The following is a 14,650-nucleotide window of genomic DNA, read 5'->3' on the forward strand; positions in this document are numbered from 1 at the left end:
GAGGGCGTGCGCAAGGATACTGTGTTTCCGGTAAACTACCGCCCTCCCGTCCCTGAAAAATCTTCCGGCCCGGCTGCCCCAAAGTGGTTATGGCTCCATTATTTCCTTATAAAACACCAGGGCCCAGTCCTGGTCGTTGGCGTAGGCATCATAAAACTTGCCCTGCCGGCCATTGATAAAGGCGGGGTACAGGTAGGCGCAACTGGCGGTGCCGTCCTCCCTGAAGTTCAGCAGGTTGTGCGCCACGATCTTTTTGGCCCGCTCCCGGTACCGGGCATCGCCGGTGCACTGGTAGTACTTCTGGAACGACAGGGCGGTAAGGGCGCTCCAATAGTGCGGCATCACGTCGCCCCAGGTGGCACTTTTTCCAAACCAGTACCCATCCCAATGCCGGAGGGCGATCTCATTGAGGTGGGCATCCGGCTGCCGGCCGTTGAACGCCTCGAGGGCGGGCAGTTGCAGCTTGGCCGCCTCCAGGTACTTTTTGTCCTTCGTTACCTGGTACAGCTCACAGAGGAAGGTCACCGCCGGCGCCACGATGGATTGTTCGTAGTTGACTTCGTGTTTGGGATAGTCCAGGCCGGTGGCGGCAAAGAAGTCGCCCGCCCGCCGGTAGGCCGCCAGCAGGCTGTCGCGTTGTGCTTTCCGGCCGGCCTGCTCCAGTGCGGCCAGGCCGTCGGTCACCCTAAAATCGATGGAGTAATGCTCGTACCCGAATTCGTTGAAATACTTCTGCAGCGTCCCGTAAAAATGATCCAGGTAAACAGGATCCTTTGTCAGCTTGTAGGTTTCGAGGTACAGGTGGGCTACCCAGGGGTAGTTGTAGCCGCGGTGGCGGCTTTTGTGGTCCACCGTGGAAAATACCCGGTAGTCCGGCGTTTGCAGCTTTTCGCGGATAAAGCTGACGTAGCGCATCAGGGAATTTTTCACGGCCGCATCGGGATGGGTCTGCAGCCATTTGGCCACCAGCACGCCCATGCCTAAACGCTCCCGGCCTTCGTCCTTGTCGGAAACCGCTACCGAACGGCTGATATCCGTCAGGATGGTGTCGCCTTCGTTATCAAAAACCATGTAGGCGCCGTAACGGCCGTCTTTAGGGTCGTTCATCTGCTGGTGGTCTACAATGAACCGCACCCGCTGGTCCACCAGCTGCTGGGGCGAGGAGACCACCAGGTAGTTCAGCACCGTTTGTTTCCGCCCCCCGTCATAAGCCAGCCTGTAGGTATGCTCGCCGAGGCTGTCGCCGGACAGGCGGATGGTTTTGTTTTCCAGGCCGGCTGCAGCAGGGGCATCGATCTTTACGGTCAAAGCCTCGCTGCGGGAAATCACGTAGCGGTCCGCCTCCAGCCGGACGAAGCCGGCAGCTTTGGCTTTTTGATAAAAGTCGTCCCAGCCCTTGTGCCAGAACAGCTTCCACTGGACCGTGTGGGTACCGCCCGCTTCCAGCACGAAGGGGGCGATGTTCAGCACCAGGGTGCCCCGTACGTTGCTGGCGGAATAAGCAAAAGGAATGTCTTTATACCGGTCGCGGTTATCTACGGAGTAGGTGGCCAGGGCGCCCTTCGTAAAGACCAGCCCGAGGTGCGGACCGCTGCCACCCATGCGGAGGGCATTCACATAGGAGGAGTGCCCGCCCGGCCATATATGCGCGTTGCAGCGGTTGGTAACCGCGATGCGGGCGGAGGGATAATTATCGTTGAAGGGCGTATACAGATCCAGGCCGCTGATGGAAAGCTTTTTACCCGTGGTATTCACAAAGGTGTAGGTTTCCAAAAAATCCTGTCCCGCCGGCCGGCGCTCGACCCGTACATCGAGGCATTTGGTTTTATAGAGCAGCGTGGACTTGCCGGCGGAAACCTCCTGGCGGGCAGGGGTCGTCCATTGTTCGTCCTGTACACCGGCCTCCACCGCATCGTATTTTCCCAGGCCCCAGTCCTGCCGGGGCTTTTGCCAGGTAAGGAGCGAATCCCCGGAGGCAAAGACCCAGTTCATCCGGTGCTTATCGGTGGGGTTCATCAGCCGGCTGATCGCTCCTGTCGTTTTATGGACACGTACGTCAAACTGGGCATAGGTGGCCATGCAGGCGAGGATACAGCAGGAAATAAGGGAGATTTTCTTTAAGGACATAATTATTTTTCGAAGATGAGCTTATAAATAAGGTTGAAGCGATAAAATACCTGAAACAGAAAAGCGGTTGGGAAAAAGCGTTTTTCCGGACTACGGAGCCGTCCGGGAAAGGACGGGCGCCGGGGCGGTGAACCGGTAGGAACCCGAACCTACGTTGAGGACTACGTATTCCCCTTCGGTGCCCGTTACCCGGATGTCTTTGGATGCAGTCACCGGCTTCCCGCCTTCCTGCACGTCCCCGGCGCCGGCTGCCGGCACATAGACCGTGGCGGTGGTATTGGGGGGGATCTCGGCTTCCAGCGTCAAGCGGCCTCCCTCCAGCTTCCAGCCCGAAGCCAGCTTTCCGTAGGGCGTCTGGTAAGTGGCCGAGGCATGGGTAAAGCTGCCGCCGATATGGGGCTTTATGCGGATCTTTTTATAGCCCGGTTCTTCGGTGTCCAGGCCCACCATCACCCGGTACATCCAGTCGCCGATGGCGCCGTAGGCGTAGTGGTTAAAGGAGTTCATCGTAGGGGTCTGCAAGGTGCCGTTGGGCCGGATGCCGTCCCAGCGCTCCCAGATGGTGGTGGCGCCCATCTTTACCGGGTACAGCCAGGAAGGATAAGTCTCCTGCTGCAGCAGGGTGAAGGCCTTATCGGCATGACCGAAGCGGCTGAGCACATGACAGAGATAAGGCGTCCCCAAAAAGCCGGTGGTCAGGTGATTTTTGTATTGCCGAATATTTTCTACCAGCCGGTCGGCCGCCTGCCGGCGCAGGGCCTCGGGCAGCATGTCGAACTGCAGCGCCAGCACATACGCCGTCTGGGTGTGGGACACCGTGGCCCCGTTGGGCGTGGTGTATTCTTTCCGGAAAGCGTCCTTGACCCGCGCCAACAGTTCCGTGTATTGGGCGGCGTCTTCCGTTTTTCCCAAAACTTTGGCGGCATTGACCAGCAGCTGGGTGGAATGGGCATAGAAACACTGGGCGATCAGGGACTTGTTGGTGATGGCCGAAACGCCGTCCAGGTCATTGTCCACGGTGTACGACAGCCAGTCGCCGAATTGCTTTCCGGAGTTCCACAGATCGTTGGGGCTCTGGCTGCGGATGTACTCTACCCAGGCTTTCATGCCGGGGTATTGTTCTTCCAGCATCCGCCTGTCGCCGTACACCAGGTAGTGGTTCCAGGGGATGATGGTGGCGACATCGCCCCAGCCGGCGGCGCCGCCCGTTTTATCCGAGGAGTTGGGAATAATGTTCGGCACGCTGCCGTTGGGCAGCTGGTCGGCGGCCACGTCCTTCATCCACTTGGCAAAGAAATTCGAGACGTCGCGTAAAAAGGTGGCGGTGCGGTAAAACACCTGCGCATCGCCGGTCCATCCCTGGCGCTCGTCGCGCTGGGGACAGTCGGTAGGGATATCCAGGAAATTGCCCTTCAGGCCCCATTCGATGTTTTGCTGCAACTGGTTGATCAACTTGTTGGAGGAAGTAAAAGAGCCGGCAGGCGCCATGTCCGAATACAGGGCCACGGCAGTAACGTTTTCGGGTTTGATGTCGCCGGGGTAGCCCTCCAGCTTCACGTAACGGAAGCCCTGCCAGGTAAAATGCGGTTCCAACGTTTCTACCCCCGCTCCGCTTAAAATATAGGTATTCCGCTGGGCGGCCTTGCGGAGGTTTTCGGTATAAAAGTTCCCCGCCTTGTCCAGCACCTCGGCATGCGACACAGTGATCGTATCCCCGGCCTTGCCGGCAGCTTTCAGCACCACCCAGCCCGCGAGGTTCTGCCCGAAGTCGAGCACCTGCTCGCCCCTGGGCGTTTTGAAGATGCGTACCGGCCGGAGGATTTCCTGCTTTTTCACCGGCTCGTTGCCGGTAGCCACCAGCACGTCTTTGGCGAAAGCGGCTTCCTTCGCCCCGCTCCAGCCGTTATCGTTGTAGCCGGCAGTGGCCCAGCCCCCTTTCTCCTGGCGGGCGTCGATGGTTTCGCCCTGGTAGATCGCCGACATGCGGATGGCGCCGGTGGACGACTTCCAACTGTTATCGGACACAATGCTTTCGGAAGAACCGTCGGCATAGGTGAGGTCGAGCTGGAACAGCAGGGCGATGTCTTTTCCGAATAAGTTGCGGTTGTAGCCAAAGCCGAAGTTGCCGCGGTACCAGCCGTCGCCCAGGGTCAGGCCGATGGCGTTGGCGCCGTCCTGCAGCAGGTTTGTGACATCGTACACCTGGTACTGCAACCGTTTGTGGTAGCTGGTAAAGCCCGGGGTGAAGTAAGCGTCCCCTACCCTTTTGCCGTTGATCTGCGCCTCGTACAGGCCGTGGGCCGTGATGTAGGCGGTAGCGGATTGAATCTTTTTGGTTTTTTGGAATTCCTTTCGGAACAGCGGCGACGCCCGCAGGCTGTCCTCTTCAAAGCCCGGGATGATCCAGCGGGCTTTCCAGTCCGAAGGTTGCAGCAGCGCCATTTGCCAGGAGGCGGGGGCGCTCCAGGCGGAGGCCTGGCCCTTGTTGTCCCACACCCGCACCTGCCAGAAATAGCGGTGGCCGGAAGCCAGGGCGCCGGTATACGGCACGTGGAGGCTTTGGGCGGAGGCCACCTTGCCGGTGCTCCACGAGGCCTTGCCGTTGGCCAGCTCACGGGGATGGCTGCTTACCCTGATCTCGTAGGCAGTTTGCAGCACCTGGCGGCCTGTGGCAGCCAGCTGCCAGCTGAAGCGGGGTTCTTTGGTATCCAACCCTACAGGATTGGTGCGGTTTTCGGTGCGCAGCTGCTGCACGCTCAACTGGGCGTGCAGCGACAAACAGGAAAGGATTCCTGCCAGGGAGGAAAGAAAGCGGTTCATAGTGGCAAGCTCTTTTTAAAGTTTATCTTTTAACAGGCGGGGACCTTCGATCAGCCGGCCTTTCCACTCCAGGGCCGTTCCGGCAGGAACGTCTATTTGAATAACGTCTTTTTCAATATCCACCTTTATATCGCCGTAGTGGGTGGGCACGCAAACGCTGGCCCAGCCCAGGTTTCCGAGCTGGGGCCGGAGGGTGAACTTTTTCCAGCCGTCCTCCAGCGGTTTGAGGCCGAACAATTCGGAGGACAGCAGCGCTGCCGGGCCGGAGCTCCAGGCATGGCACAGGCTTTTTCCGTAGGGCCGGTTGTAAAACGAATACTGCCGCTCCACGGGTTCATTGGCCGTATAGGCTTCCCAGAAAGAGGTGGCCCCTCTTTTCACCATGCCGCCCCAGTAATTCTTGACATGCCCGAGCATATAGTCGATATCCCCGAGCCGGGCCAGGGCCATCACCTCGAACCCGCCCATGTAGGGAGAGCCTACGGACTTTACTTTTTCATCCTGCAAAAAAGCTTTGATGCCCGGGAACTGGCTTTGGGACGACAGGCCGGAAACCACCGACAGGAAGTTGGGGTGCCTTGTTTTTTCACTGGCCCCATCGAGCTTCGACAGCCAGCGTTGCTCCTGCTGGCTCCAGGCGGCCTGGTTCAGGACCGCTTTCAGGCGGGCCGCATTTCTGGTAAACTGGCCGGCCATTTCCCCATCGCCCACCCGTTGCGCCAGCTTGGCGCCGGAGGTCTGGGCCCACCACCACAGCACCTGCAGGGCCGTCCATTTTTCCTGTTTTACCCAGTCCAGGAACAGCCTCGTGCCCTTGCGGGGGACCAGGAAGCCGTTGTCGTCGGTGGATGCCGCCAGGAAGCGCAGGCTTTCCCTGATCAGTCCCCACTGCTCCCGCAGGTGCGTGGCGTCGGCGAAGTACAGCTGGTACTGGTCTTCGGCAATGATCCACAACAGGGAGAAATCAACGATCGCATTGATGTCCACTTCCCTGATGCCGGCACGGCTCAGGGCCACCAGGGAGCGCCGCACCAGCTCCCCGTCGTGGAAGGTGAAGGCATTCACCAGGGAGCTCATGGTCAGGTCGCCCGCCCAGGGCAGGCGGTCTCTTTTGATGCCGTCCAGCAAAAAGTCGCGCATGCACAGGCGCAGGGTGTAGGCGCTGTTCATCCAGATCTGCGTCAGCAGCGAATCGGAGCAGGCAAAGGCTCCCCGGTACTGGCCGGGATGCACCAGGGCTTCGGCGCTGACGTTTTGTTTATTGCTGTTCTCTACCCGGGCATAGCGGAAGCCCAAAGGGTTTTTGGTGCGCCACAGGTTTTTTCCAATTGGCTCCATTTCCACGGACTGCTCCCGCACCTGCGGGCGCCGGTCCAGGGCTTCGGGCTCGGACTCGCCGGCGCCGACCTCGGGGGCGCTTTTGCTGCGGACCACCAGGTAGCCGAACAGTTCCCGCCCGAAATCATAGAGGTTATTATGGGCGCTGACAGGTGCCAGCGTGACGGCCGGTGTTTCGGCGCGGTGGGGCGCCAGGCCGGCGGTATGTTGCGGAAAATGGGTGGCTTTCTTCCAGGCCGTATCGCCGGCGGTCCATTCCCAGCCCGGGAGACCGGTGCTGACGGCGGCCGTTTCCAGCAGCAGGCCGGGCAGGTCGCCGGTAGCGTCGATGGCGAAGCGCAGCTCGCGGACGGTCCGGGGCGCTCCCAGCTTCAGTTCCTGAAGGCTGTTGCCGCCTTTAAAATCCCCCGCGGGCTGGTGATCGAGGTACACGGTCCCCTTGCCCGTGGAGCGGAATTTTAAGGAAGAAAGGGTTACGGGGCTTTCCAGTTTCAATCGGAAGCTTCCTTTTTGAAAGGGCGTATGAAAAGCACCTGTATACCCCACGTTCAATTTAGCGGCATCCTTGCGTTGGATCAGCTCCTGGAGGCGCCAGCACTCCAGTTCGGCGGGTCCATAGATCCAGGACGTTGCGGAAGGGCGGGTATAGGCTTTTGGAAATACGGCAGTCGACCGGTAGGCCGGGTCGATAAGGGCAAATCGGGACAGGTCATGTGCTTTTGACTGGGCTGCTACAGGGATACTGCCCAATTGAAACAGCACCAGGGCGCCGGCGGCCAGCAGGAAATCGGTTATCTTTTTTTGCATATATCGAAAGGTCTTCGGGTCTGTAAATGGATTGTTTTCCGATCTGCAAACCTACCTATAGCCGCCAACAACGATTTGTTCTATCTGTTATTTCTATTGTTCAAATTGACATGGGTGAGGTTTATTTAGTTTCCAATGGACCGATATAAGAGGGCTTCAAACCACCGGTGTTGATGACGAACTTATCGAAGCACACATCGGTGTCGATCAGCCACACTTTCAGGGTATGCTTGCCGGGTTTTTCCAAAAAATGCCGGCAGGTTTCAATGGCCGCATTGCGCTGTACGTGGAGCTTCCATTTCTCGTTACGGTTTCGGGTGGAAAAATCCAGGATCTTCCCCGGCTGGTTGTCGATGGAAACGGCGTACAGGCAACCCCGTTGCAGGGAAATGGGCTGCGTGGGCAGGGTGAAGGATTGTACATCCACCCATCCCTGGTTGTAGGTGTAGAAGTCGTATTCCAGGGAGGGGGCGTTGCGCTCCAGGTACCAGTCAAAGGAGATGCGGGGCAGGGTATCGGTGTCGATCGCCACCAGCTGGCCGGTCAGGCCCAGCTGGTCCAGGGTGGTCCAGCGGTAGGGACCTTTGTCCTTTTTGCGGCTGAAGTGCGCAGCATTTATGGAGATCACCCCGTTCTGCTCGACAAACAGGTTTTTGAGGCTATCGGCGGGCAGTGTGGGACGAAATAATTGAACGCCTATTTTCTGCGTAGCACCGGCACCGTTGAGGACCACCTCGCCGGTCGCTTCTGCTTCTTTCGGGGCGGCGGCCCAGTCAATAGAGACGCTGATGCGGCTTTCGTCGGTGCAGATACCGGCTGCCTGGCTCAGGCGGATCCAGGGATGGCTGGGGGCAGCCTTCCAGGCAAAGGGTTGTTTGCCTTTATTGAAGATCACCACCTCGTAGTTTTCCTTGTAGTAGCTGTTGAAGGCAGGTAATGCAGGGAGGCTGCCGATCCCTTTCTTCCCTTCGTTGCCGGTGAAGTCGATGCCCATGGCGGCCTGCTCCTGCAGTTGCACCGTATCCAGGGGCGGCATCTTTCCCGGCAATCCCCATTGCAGCTGCATGATGTTTTTCCATTTGCCGCCCAGCATTTCTCCGAATTGCTTCGTCAACAGGTTGATGCTGTCAAACGCCTGTTGCGACAATTGGGCATAACGCCTGGCGGAAGCCCGCTGCTGCAGTGCATAGGTGCGGTTCATCTGGGCATACAGCGTCTTCTTGTTAGTCAGGTCCGCGCAAAGCACGGGGTAATAGACCGTCTGGAAGAAAACCGGCTGCAGCGCTTCGGGCACGGCCTTCGCCAGTTCTTTGGCCCGGGTGGCCATGCGGTCCAGGGAGGCCAGGCGTCGCTGGGCTTCCCCGTAATGACTAAGGCTGTACTCGGTATTGGTGACCGGCGTATTGGGCTCGCCCCGCTCCCATCCCATGAATTCCGGCTTGCGCTCGAACGCCGCCCCGTAATAGTCGTTGAGCAGGGGGCGCAGCTGCGGGGCCAGCTGCGGGCCAAACACCCCGTCCAGCCATTTGTGTAAATATTTTTGAGTGTAAGCCGTGTCGTTGTACGAAAACCTCCAGGCCATCTCCAGGCAGAAGGAGGTCAGGAACTCATAGGGCTTGATGTCCCCCACGTTGAACATCCAGAAGCGGTTGGCGCCGTTGCCGTACGCCTTGTTCAATTCCTTGCGGATCAATTCCGGGGAGGGCGCACTGAGCCACATGGTCGACAGGGGCCGGCCGACATAATTCAAATGGTAATAAACTCCTGAGCGTCCCTGCCGCCTTTTCTGGATGTCGGAGTTCAGCTGGTGGAGGTAGCCGTAGTTGTCATCGGGCCATACCAGGATGGCATCCTCGGGCACCTGCAGGCCGTTGTTCAGCAGTTCCAGCACTTCCTTGTAGGCGGTAAACGCCTGCGGGATCTGTTCCACTTTTTTGGGAATATATTTTTGCAGCAGCTCGCGCTGGTCTTTGAAAATGGTGTGCATCAGGGCCACCCGTTCGTCGATACCGCCTTCGGCTTCCATCCCCAGGTCGGAATGCCCCCGGAGGCCGATAGTGTACATATTCTCATAGGGGGCGGCTTCTTTCACCCGATGCTCCATCACCTTCTTCATGGCCTCGGCATTCTTATCGTACTGCCAGCGCCCGTCCCGCTTTTCATTCCATTCCAGCGAGGAATTGACCAGCAGCGGCTCGTGGTGCGAGGTGCCGATGATGATGGCGTATTGATCGGCCATTTCCTTGTTGCCCTTGACGGAATAAAAGCTTTCGGGACCTTTCATGCCCGGCCACATGATATTGGCTTTGAGCCGCAGCATCAGCTCATAGATCTTTGCGTAGGTTTTGGGACCCATGGCTTTGGTCTCCGGCTCGAACACTTTGCGGGCCCAGGGGCCCAGGCCGCGCTCCTCGTCGTTGATAAAGATGCCGCGGTATTGTACCGAAGGGGGGCCGAACACACAGGCGCCGGCTTTTACGAATAACGAATTGCTTTTGGTAACGGGCACGTCGGCCCACCAGTACCAGGGCGAAACGCCCAGTTGCTTCGACAGTTCATAAATGCCATAGGCCGTTCCCCGACGGTCGCTGCCGATGACGACCAGGGCCTGTATTCCTTTGTTGCCCGGAACCGCCTGGATGATGAATTTCTCCCACTGGCCCTTCAGGCCGGAGACATCCACCTTCCCCGCTTTCACGATGGCGTCCACCACCCTGCTCTTGCCCAGGGTGCCCATAACGATCGCCGGCGATACGCCGATGCGGTGTTCCTGTTTGGGACGGACCCCGGAAATCGCAAAGAGGTCATTTTCCAGGTCGGCTGCTGCCTGGCGGACAACGGCGAAGTCGGCGGTATCGGTGACCAGTGTAGCCACCTTCCGTTGCGACACGACCGGGAAGGCGCCCGTGCTTTTTTGATTTGAAATAATGGAGGGCTCCTGGGCCCCTGTCAAAAGAGTCCAGGCAAATACGGTAACAACCGTTAGTAGAATTTGTCTCATGAAAATAGTTACATTAAGAACTGCCCTGTGGCGGCAGGATCATTTGATGATGAGAACACGCTACGGCAGGGAAAGGATGAAATCGCCTGCAAACGGCTGCAAACCTACCCACACCCTCCAACAACCTATTGTCCGATTTCGCATTTCTGTGGTTCAAATTGACAAAACAGAAGGAATGACGCACTGAAGATTAATCAGTGTTTTCAAGGATAAAGATTTCTTCCACAGGCTTATCGAACACCCGGGCGATTTTCAGGGCCAGCAGCGTGGAGGGAATATACTTGTTCGCTTCCATCGCATTAATGGTTTGCCGACTTACTGAGATAGCCTGCGCCAGGTCTTCCTGGGTCAATCCTTTCCGGGCCCGTTCCACTTTTATGTTGTTCTTCATCACACGAGAATTTTGTTTCCATCGCCTGCAAACCTGGAGTTCCGGTACAAAAGAAAACGGTACCGTGCAATAAAGATGAGGAGTACCGTAAACATATTGTACTGCATGACGCGAAAAAATACGTCTCCATAGATAAAGACAATCGCCAGGAGCAAGAGTACGTAATTCACGACCACCGCCCATACCAGGGAGGACCACCGAAGGTTCGCCAAAAATTCATCTTCCCGCTTTTCCCTGGAAAAGCCGATAAACAGCCCGCCGGTTATGAACAGGACTGCGATGACTTCCAGCGTTATATTATCGTCAATAAGCGCAAAAATCTGATCTTTCCCCAAATAGTTGCCATTATAAACAGCAAATACCGGGACATTCAGCCAATCGGCTTCATAGCCCGTGGCAAGGACGAAAATCCCTGAGATTAACGCGGGAACAAATAAATACCAGCCAATGGCCTTGAACCGGTTGGGCAGTAACAAGCGACTCCACATGATTATTCGTTTTAAGGTGATCAATACTCTAAATGTAAAGCAAACATTACAATATGTAAAAAATACTTTACAAAAAGAACGACCAACCTTACATAATCTTCCCCGGCAAATTGCTAGCCCTTCATTTGAGGGCACCCCGGTCGCCGGCGGGCAAAAGGTTTCCGCGGTCCAGGGGCAGGGTGATGGTAACGATCAACCCGCAGGGCCGGGCATTTTGGGCCGAGATGGCTCCCCCGTGCAGTTGCACCAGTTCTTTGGCCAGCGCCAGGCCGATGCCCGTGCCCTTCACGGGCCGGCCGGGCGCCGGGTTTCCTTCGTAATAAAGGGTAAAAATGTCCGCCAGCTGGTCTTCCGCTACGCCCGGCCCTTCGTCGATGATCCGGATCTGTACTTCCGGACCGGCCTTCGACTTTTCAACCGCCAGGGTGATGGAACTGTTTTCCGGTGCAAACTTCAGGGCGTTGGACAGGACGTTATAGAAAACGATATCCAGCTTGTCGGGGTCGGCCGGGACAAACACCTCGGCCAGCTGGGATAAGAATTTCAGGGAGATCTGTTTTTGCCGGGCGGCTTCGATAAAATATTCCGCTTCCTTTTTCAGGAACTGCACCAGCTCCACCGGCTGCAGCTTCAGTTCGGCCATGCCGCTCTGCACCTTGCGCAGGTCCAGCAACTGGTTGAAGAAGCGCAGCATCCGGCGGGCATTGCGCAGCACCAGGTGCAGGTACTCCGATCCCCGGGCGGAAAGGGTTTCGGTTTTCAGGGTTTCTTCCAGCGGGTTGATCACCAGGCTGAGCGGGGTCCGGATCTCGTGGGAGACCTGGGTAAAGAAGTGGAGCTTCAGTTCGGCCACCTTCCGCTCGACGGCAATTCCCTGCCGCAGCCGCAGCACCGTGGTTACCACGCGCCGGATGACCAGCAGCAGCGCCAGCAGCAACAGGACATACAGCGCATAGGCCCAGCCCGTTTTCCAGAAGGGCGGGTTAATGACGATGCTGAGCCGTTTTACCGGGATATTGTTGTAGTAATCCGGGTCTACGCCCCGCACCTCGAAGGTATACTTCCCCGGGTCCAGGTTGGTATAGGTGACCCGGCGCAGGCGGCGGTTGTCCTGCCAGCCCGTATCATAGCCCACCAAACGAAACTGGTAGCGGATCTTATCCTCGAAGCGGTAATCCAGCACCGTATAGATAAAGCTGATATTATTCTGGTGGTGATCCAGCACCAGCTTATCCACGTAATTGATGTTGGTTTGGGGCGCATTGCCGCTCCCCGGCACGAAGTCCTGGTGGTTCACCTGCAGGTCGGTCAGGGCAAGGGCGCCCTGGATCTTTTCGGTTTCCACCAGCCCGGGCCGGAAGGAAATATAGCCGGTGGTCATGCCGAAAAGGATCTCGCCCCGGGCGGTTTTGGTTACGGAGGCTTCCATGGGGGTGATCTGCGACAAGCCGTCGTACCGGTCAAAGTTGCGGAAGGTTTCCCGCCGGGGGGAAAACCGGGAGATACCGTTTTGGGTGCCCATCCACAGGTTGCCCTGCTCGTCCTCGGTACAGCTGACCAGGCCGTCGTTGCGCAGGCCGTTCTTCGTGGAGTAATTGATAAATTCCAGCGCCTGCAGCGGGGCCTTTCCCACGGCCCGGTGGAGTCCCCCGGAGGAAGTGAGTACCCACATCCGGTCCTTTTTATCGCGGTAGATAAACTGGACGTCATTATCCCCGAGGCTGGACCGGTTGTGCGCTTCCTTGCGGTAGATGGTAAATTTACGGGCGCCTCCGCCGGCCTGGTCCGTATGAAAGAGCAACAGGCCGCCCGTGGTACCGATCCACAGGTTGCCCTCCGGGTCCTGGGCCAGGTGCCGCACCCGTGCATAAGCTCCTTTCGGGTAGGTATGAAAATAATTGTCGACGGTTTTACAGCGGATGCCGTCACCGGCAGGTTCCACCAGGATAAGACCTTTTTCAAACGACCCCGCCCAGATCCGCCCCTGCCGGTCTTCCAGCAGGGTGTAGATGATGTTGCTGGGAAGCGCATGCGGGTTGCCCTCCTCCTGTTGGAACCGTTGCAACCGGTAGCGGGTCTTTGCCGCATCCAGGGGAATGGCCCGGTACAGGCCGTTGCCCTTGGTGCCCATCCAGACAGTCCCCTGCCGGTCCTCCAAGATCGCATACACTTTTTCGGGATAGGCCCCGTCGAGCAGGTGGGGAAGTTCCTTGCCGTCCTTTAAGATATTCAGCTGCCAGTACCGGGTGCCGAGCCACAACCTGCCCTGGCGGTCTTCCAGCAGGCCCCGGACCGAAATCTCTTCCCGCATCATGTTCTCCTTGCGCAGGGAATGCTGCCGGAACGGGCTGCGGCCTACCACCAGCTTATGAATCCCGCCGAGGAACGACGTCATCCAAAGGATGCCGTTACTCCGATCGTAATACAGCATCGTGAAGGTAGGCTGGAAGGGATGGACGCCCTGGAAATCCTCGTAGGAAAGCTGCAGGTCATCCCGCTCGCGGTTGTAGCAGCCAAACCCTTTGCCTTTCATTTTGATCCATACGGTGCCGTCGCGGTCCTCCAGCACCTGGGCGTCCCGCCCCTCCCCTGCGTCTTTGCGGACATAGCCGGCAGAAAAGAACTTTCCGGCGCCCCGGAACGGGTCATATTTGTAGATGCCGTAAAACTCCGGCGCCATCCACAGCAGCCCCTTGCTGTCCTCGAACACCGAAAACAGGAGCCGCCCTTTTACCAGGACCTCCTTTTTCAGGGAACCATTCGGGAAGGACACCCGCACCAGCTCGCCGGCGGCGGTGGTGCAGTAGAGGGCATCGGAGATTTTGGAGACGCAAACCGCCCCCAGCCCCTTTTCGCTGATCCTATGTTTGCGGACCTGTCCCGACTTGCGGTCATACACCAGCAGGAAGCCCTCCCTGGTTCCAAAACAAACCGTTTCCCCGGTGGCATGGGCATGGGCAATATGAAGGCCTTCCGTTCCCGGAACGGGGAAGGGCACAAAAGCGCCCTTCTTTTTTTCCAGCAGCACCAGCCCGGCCGTGCTGGCCATCCAGCCGTGGGTGGAATCGGTCAGCGTAAATAAGTCGACCGGCGGAGCGGAAGGCGTGCCGGCGCCGGGCGAAAACTTACGGACGTGCACGCCTCCGCCCGGGCGCAGCGCAACCAGGAACACCGACCGGGCACCCCGGAACCAAAGCTCCCTTTTGTTGAGGCTCACGAAGCTGGAAACCTGCATGTCTGCCAGGTCGTTTCCGGCACTCACATCCGCCAGGTCCGTAAATGTTTCCTTCCGCTTATCGAACCGGTACACCTGCCCGTCGTCGGCGAGTACCCACAAAAACCCGTCGCCGTCCTCCAGCACGCCGTTGATCCGGTTGTTTTTCAGGCTGGAGTTGTCGCCGGGAGAAGCCTTGTAGGTTTTGAAGTTATAGCCGTCAAACCGGCAAAGGCCCACCCAGGTGCCGAACCACATAAAGCCTTCCCGGTCCTTGAGGGCGCTCAGCATCCGGTCGTCGGACAGGCCGTCACTGGACGAATAATAGCGGAGGGAGTATTGGAGCTGGGAGCAGGCGGCCAAGGCGATCAGCAGGAAGAACAGCAAAAACAGGCCCCGGGGATCCACAGAATTTTTTATGCGCATGAACAGGCGATTGCTATCGTTAAGGGTTTCTTCAACGG

The 14,650-nt window shown here is 58.0% G+C and carries 7 protein-coding genes; all 7 read right to left on the bottom strand.

Annotation, left to right across the window (positions count from 1 at the left end; all coding sequences use genetic code 11):
* Positions 1–87: 87 nt before the first annotated feature.
* Entirely contained in the window at positions 88–2,127 is a 2,040-nt protein-coding gene (locus V9K67_RS17920; protein WP_336724787.1) for a glycoside hydrolase family protein, read from the bottom strand.
* Positions 2,128–2,217: 90 nt separating this feature from the next.
* Positions 2,218–4,947 carry a glycoside hydrolase family 78 protein gene (locus V9K67_RS17925; protein WP_336724789.1) on the bottom strand — a complete coding sequence of 910 codons (2,730 nt, stop codon included), beginning with the start codon at positions 4,945–4,947 and terminating at the stop codon, positions 2,218–2,220.
* A 15-nt stretch (positions 4,948–4,962) separates the two neighbouring features.
* Entirely contained in the window at positions 4,963–7,092 is a 2,130-nt protein-coding gene (locus V9K67_RS17930) for an alpha-L-rhamnosidase-related protein (protein WP_336724791.1), read from the bottom strand.
* A gap of 121 nt (positions 7,093–7,213) precedes the next feature.
* Positions 7,214–10,093, bottom strand: coding sequence for a glycosyl hydrolase 115 family protein (locus V9K67_RS17935; RefSeq protein ID WP_336724793.1), 2,880 nt, complete (start codon positions 10,091–10,093; stop codon positions 7,214–7,216).
* A 190-nt stretch (positions 10,094–10,283) separates the two neighbouring features.
* Positions 10,284–10,484, bottom strand: coding sequence for a helix-turn-helix transcriptional regulator (locus V9K67_RS17940; RefSeq protein ID WP_414696782.1), 201 nt, complete (start codon positions 10,482–10,484; stop codon positions 10,284–10,286).
* A complete protein-coding gene (locus V9K67_RS17945) occupies positions 10,484–10,972 on the bottom strand; it encodes a hypothetical protein (protein WP_336724796.1) in 489 nt (162 codons plus the stop codon). Before V9K67_RS17945 ends, V9K67_RS17940 begins: the two co-directional genes overlap by 1 nt.
* A 121-nt stretch (positions 10,973–11,093) precedes the next feature.
* Positions 11,094–14,612, bottom strand: coding sequence for a two-component regulator propeller domain-containing protein (locus V9K67_RS17950; protein WP_336724798.1), 3,519 nt, complete (start codon positions 14,610–14,612; stop codon positions 11,094–11,096).
* Between the last annotated feature and the right edge of the window lie 38 nt (positions 14,613–14,650).

It is taken from the genome of Huijunlia imazamoxiresistens, assembly GCF_037132455.1.
Taxonomy (GTDB): domain Bacteria; phylum Bacteroidota; class Bacteroidia; order Chitinophagales; family Chitinophagaceae; genus Flavisolibacter; species Flavisolibacter imazamoxiresistens.

Bases quoted from the DNA above. Each gene is read 5' to 3' on its own strand.
- V9K67_RS17940 (WP_414696782.1), bottom strand. From the start codon at position 10,484: ATGAAGAACAACATAAAAGTGGAACGGGCCCGGAAAGGATTGACCCAG.
- V9K67_RS17920 (WP_336724787.1), bottom strand. From the start codon at position 2,127: ATGTCCTTAAAGAAAATCTCCCTTATTTCCTGCTGTATCCTCGCCTGC.
- V9K67_RS17935 (WP_336724793.1), bottom strand. From the start codon at position 10,093: ATGAGACAAATTCTACTAACGGTTGTTACCGTATTTGCCTGGACTCTT.
- V9K67_RS17950 (WP_336724798.1), bottom strand. From the start codon at position 14,612: ATGCGCATAAAAAATTCTGTGGATCCCCGGGGCCTGTTTTTGCTGTTC.
- V9K67_RS17945 (WP_336724796.1), bottom strand. From the start codon at position 10,972: ATGTGGAGTCGCTTGTTACTGCCCAACCGGTTCAAGGCCATTGGCTGG.
- V9K67_RS17925 (WP_336724789.1), bottom strand. From the start codon at position 4,947: ATGAACCGCTTTCTTTCCTCCCTGGCAGGAATCCTTTCCTGTTTGTCG.
- V9K67_RS17930 (WP_336724791.1), bottom strand. From the start codon at position 7,092: ATGCAAAAAAAGATAACCGATTTCCTGCTGGCCGCCGGCGCCCTGGTG.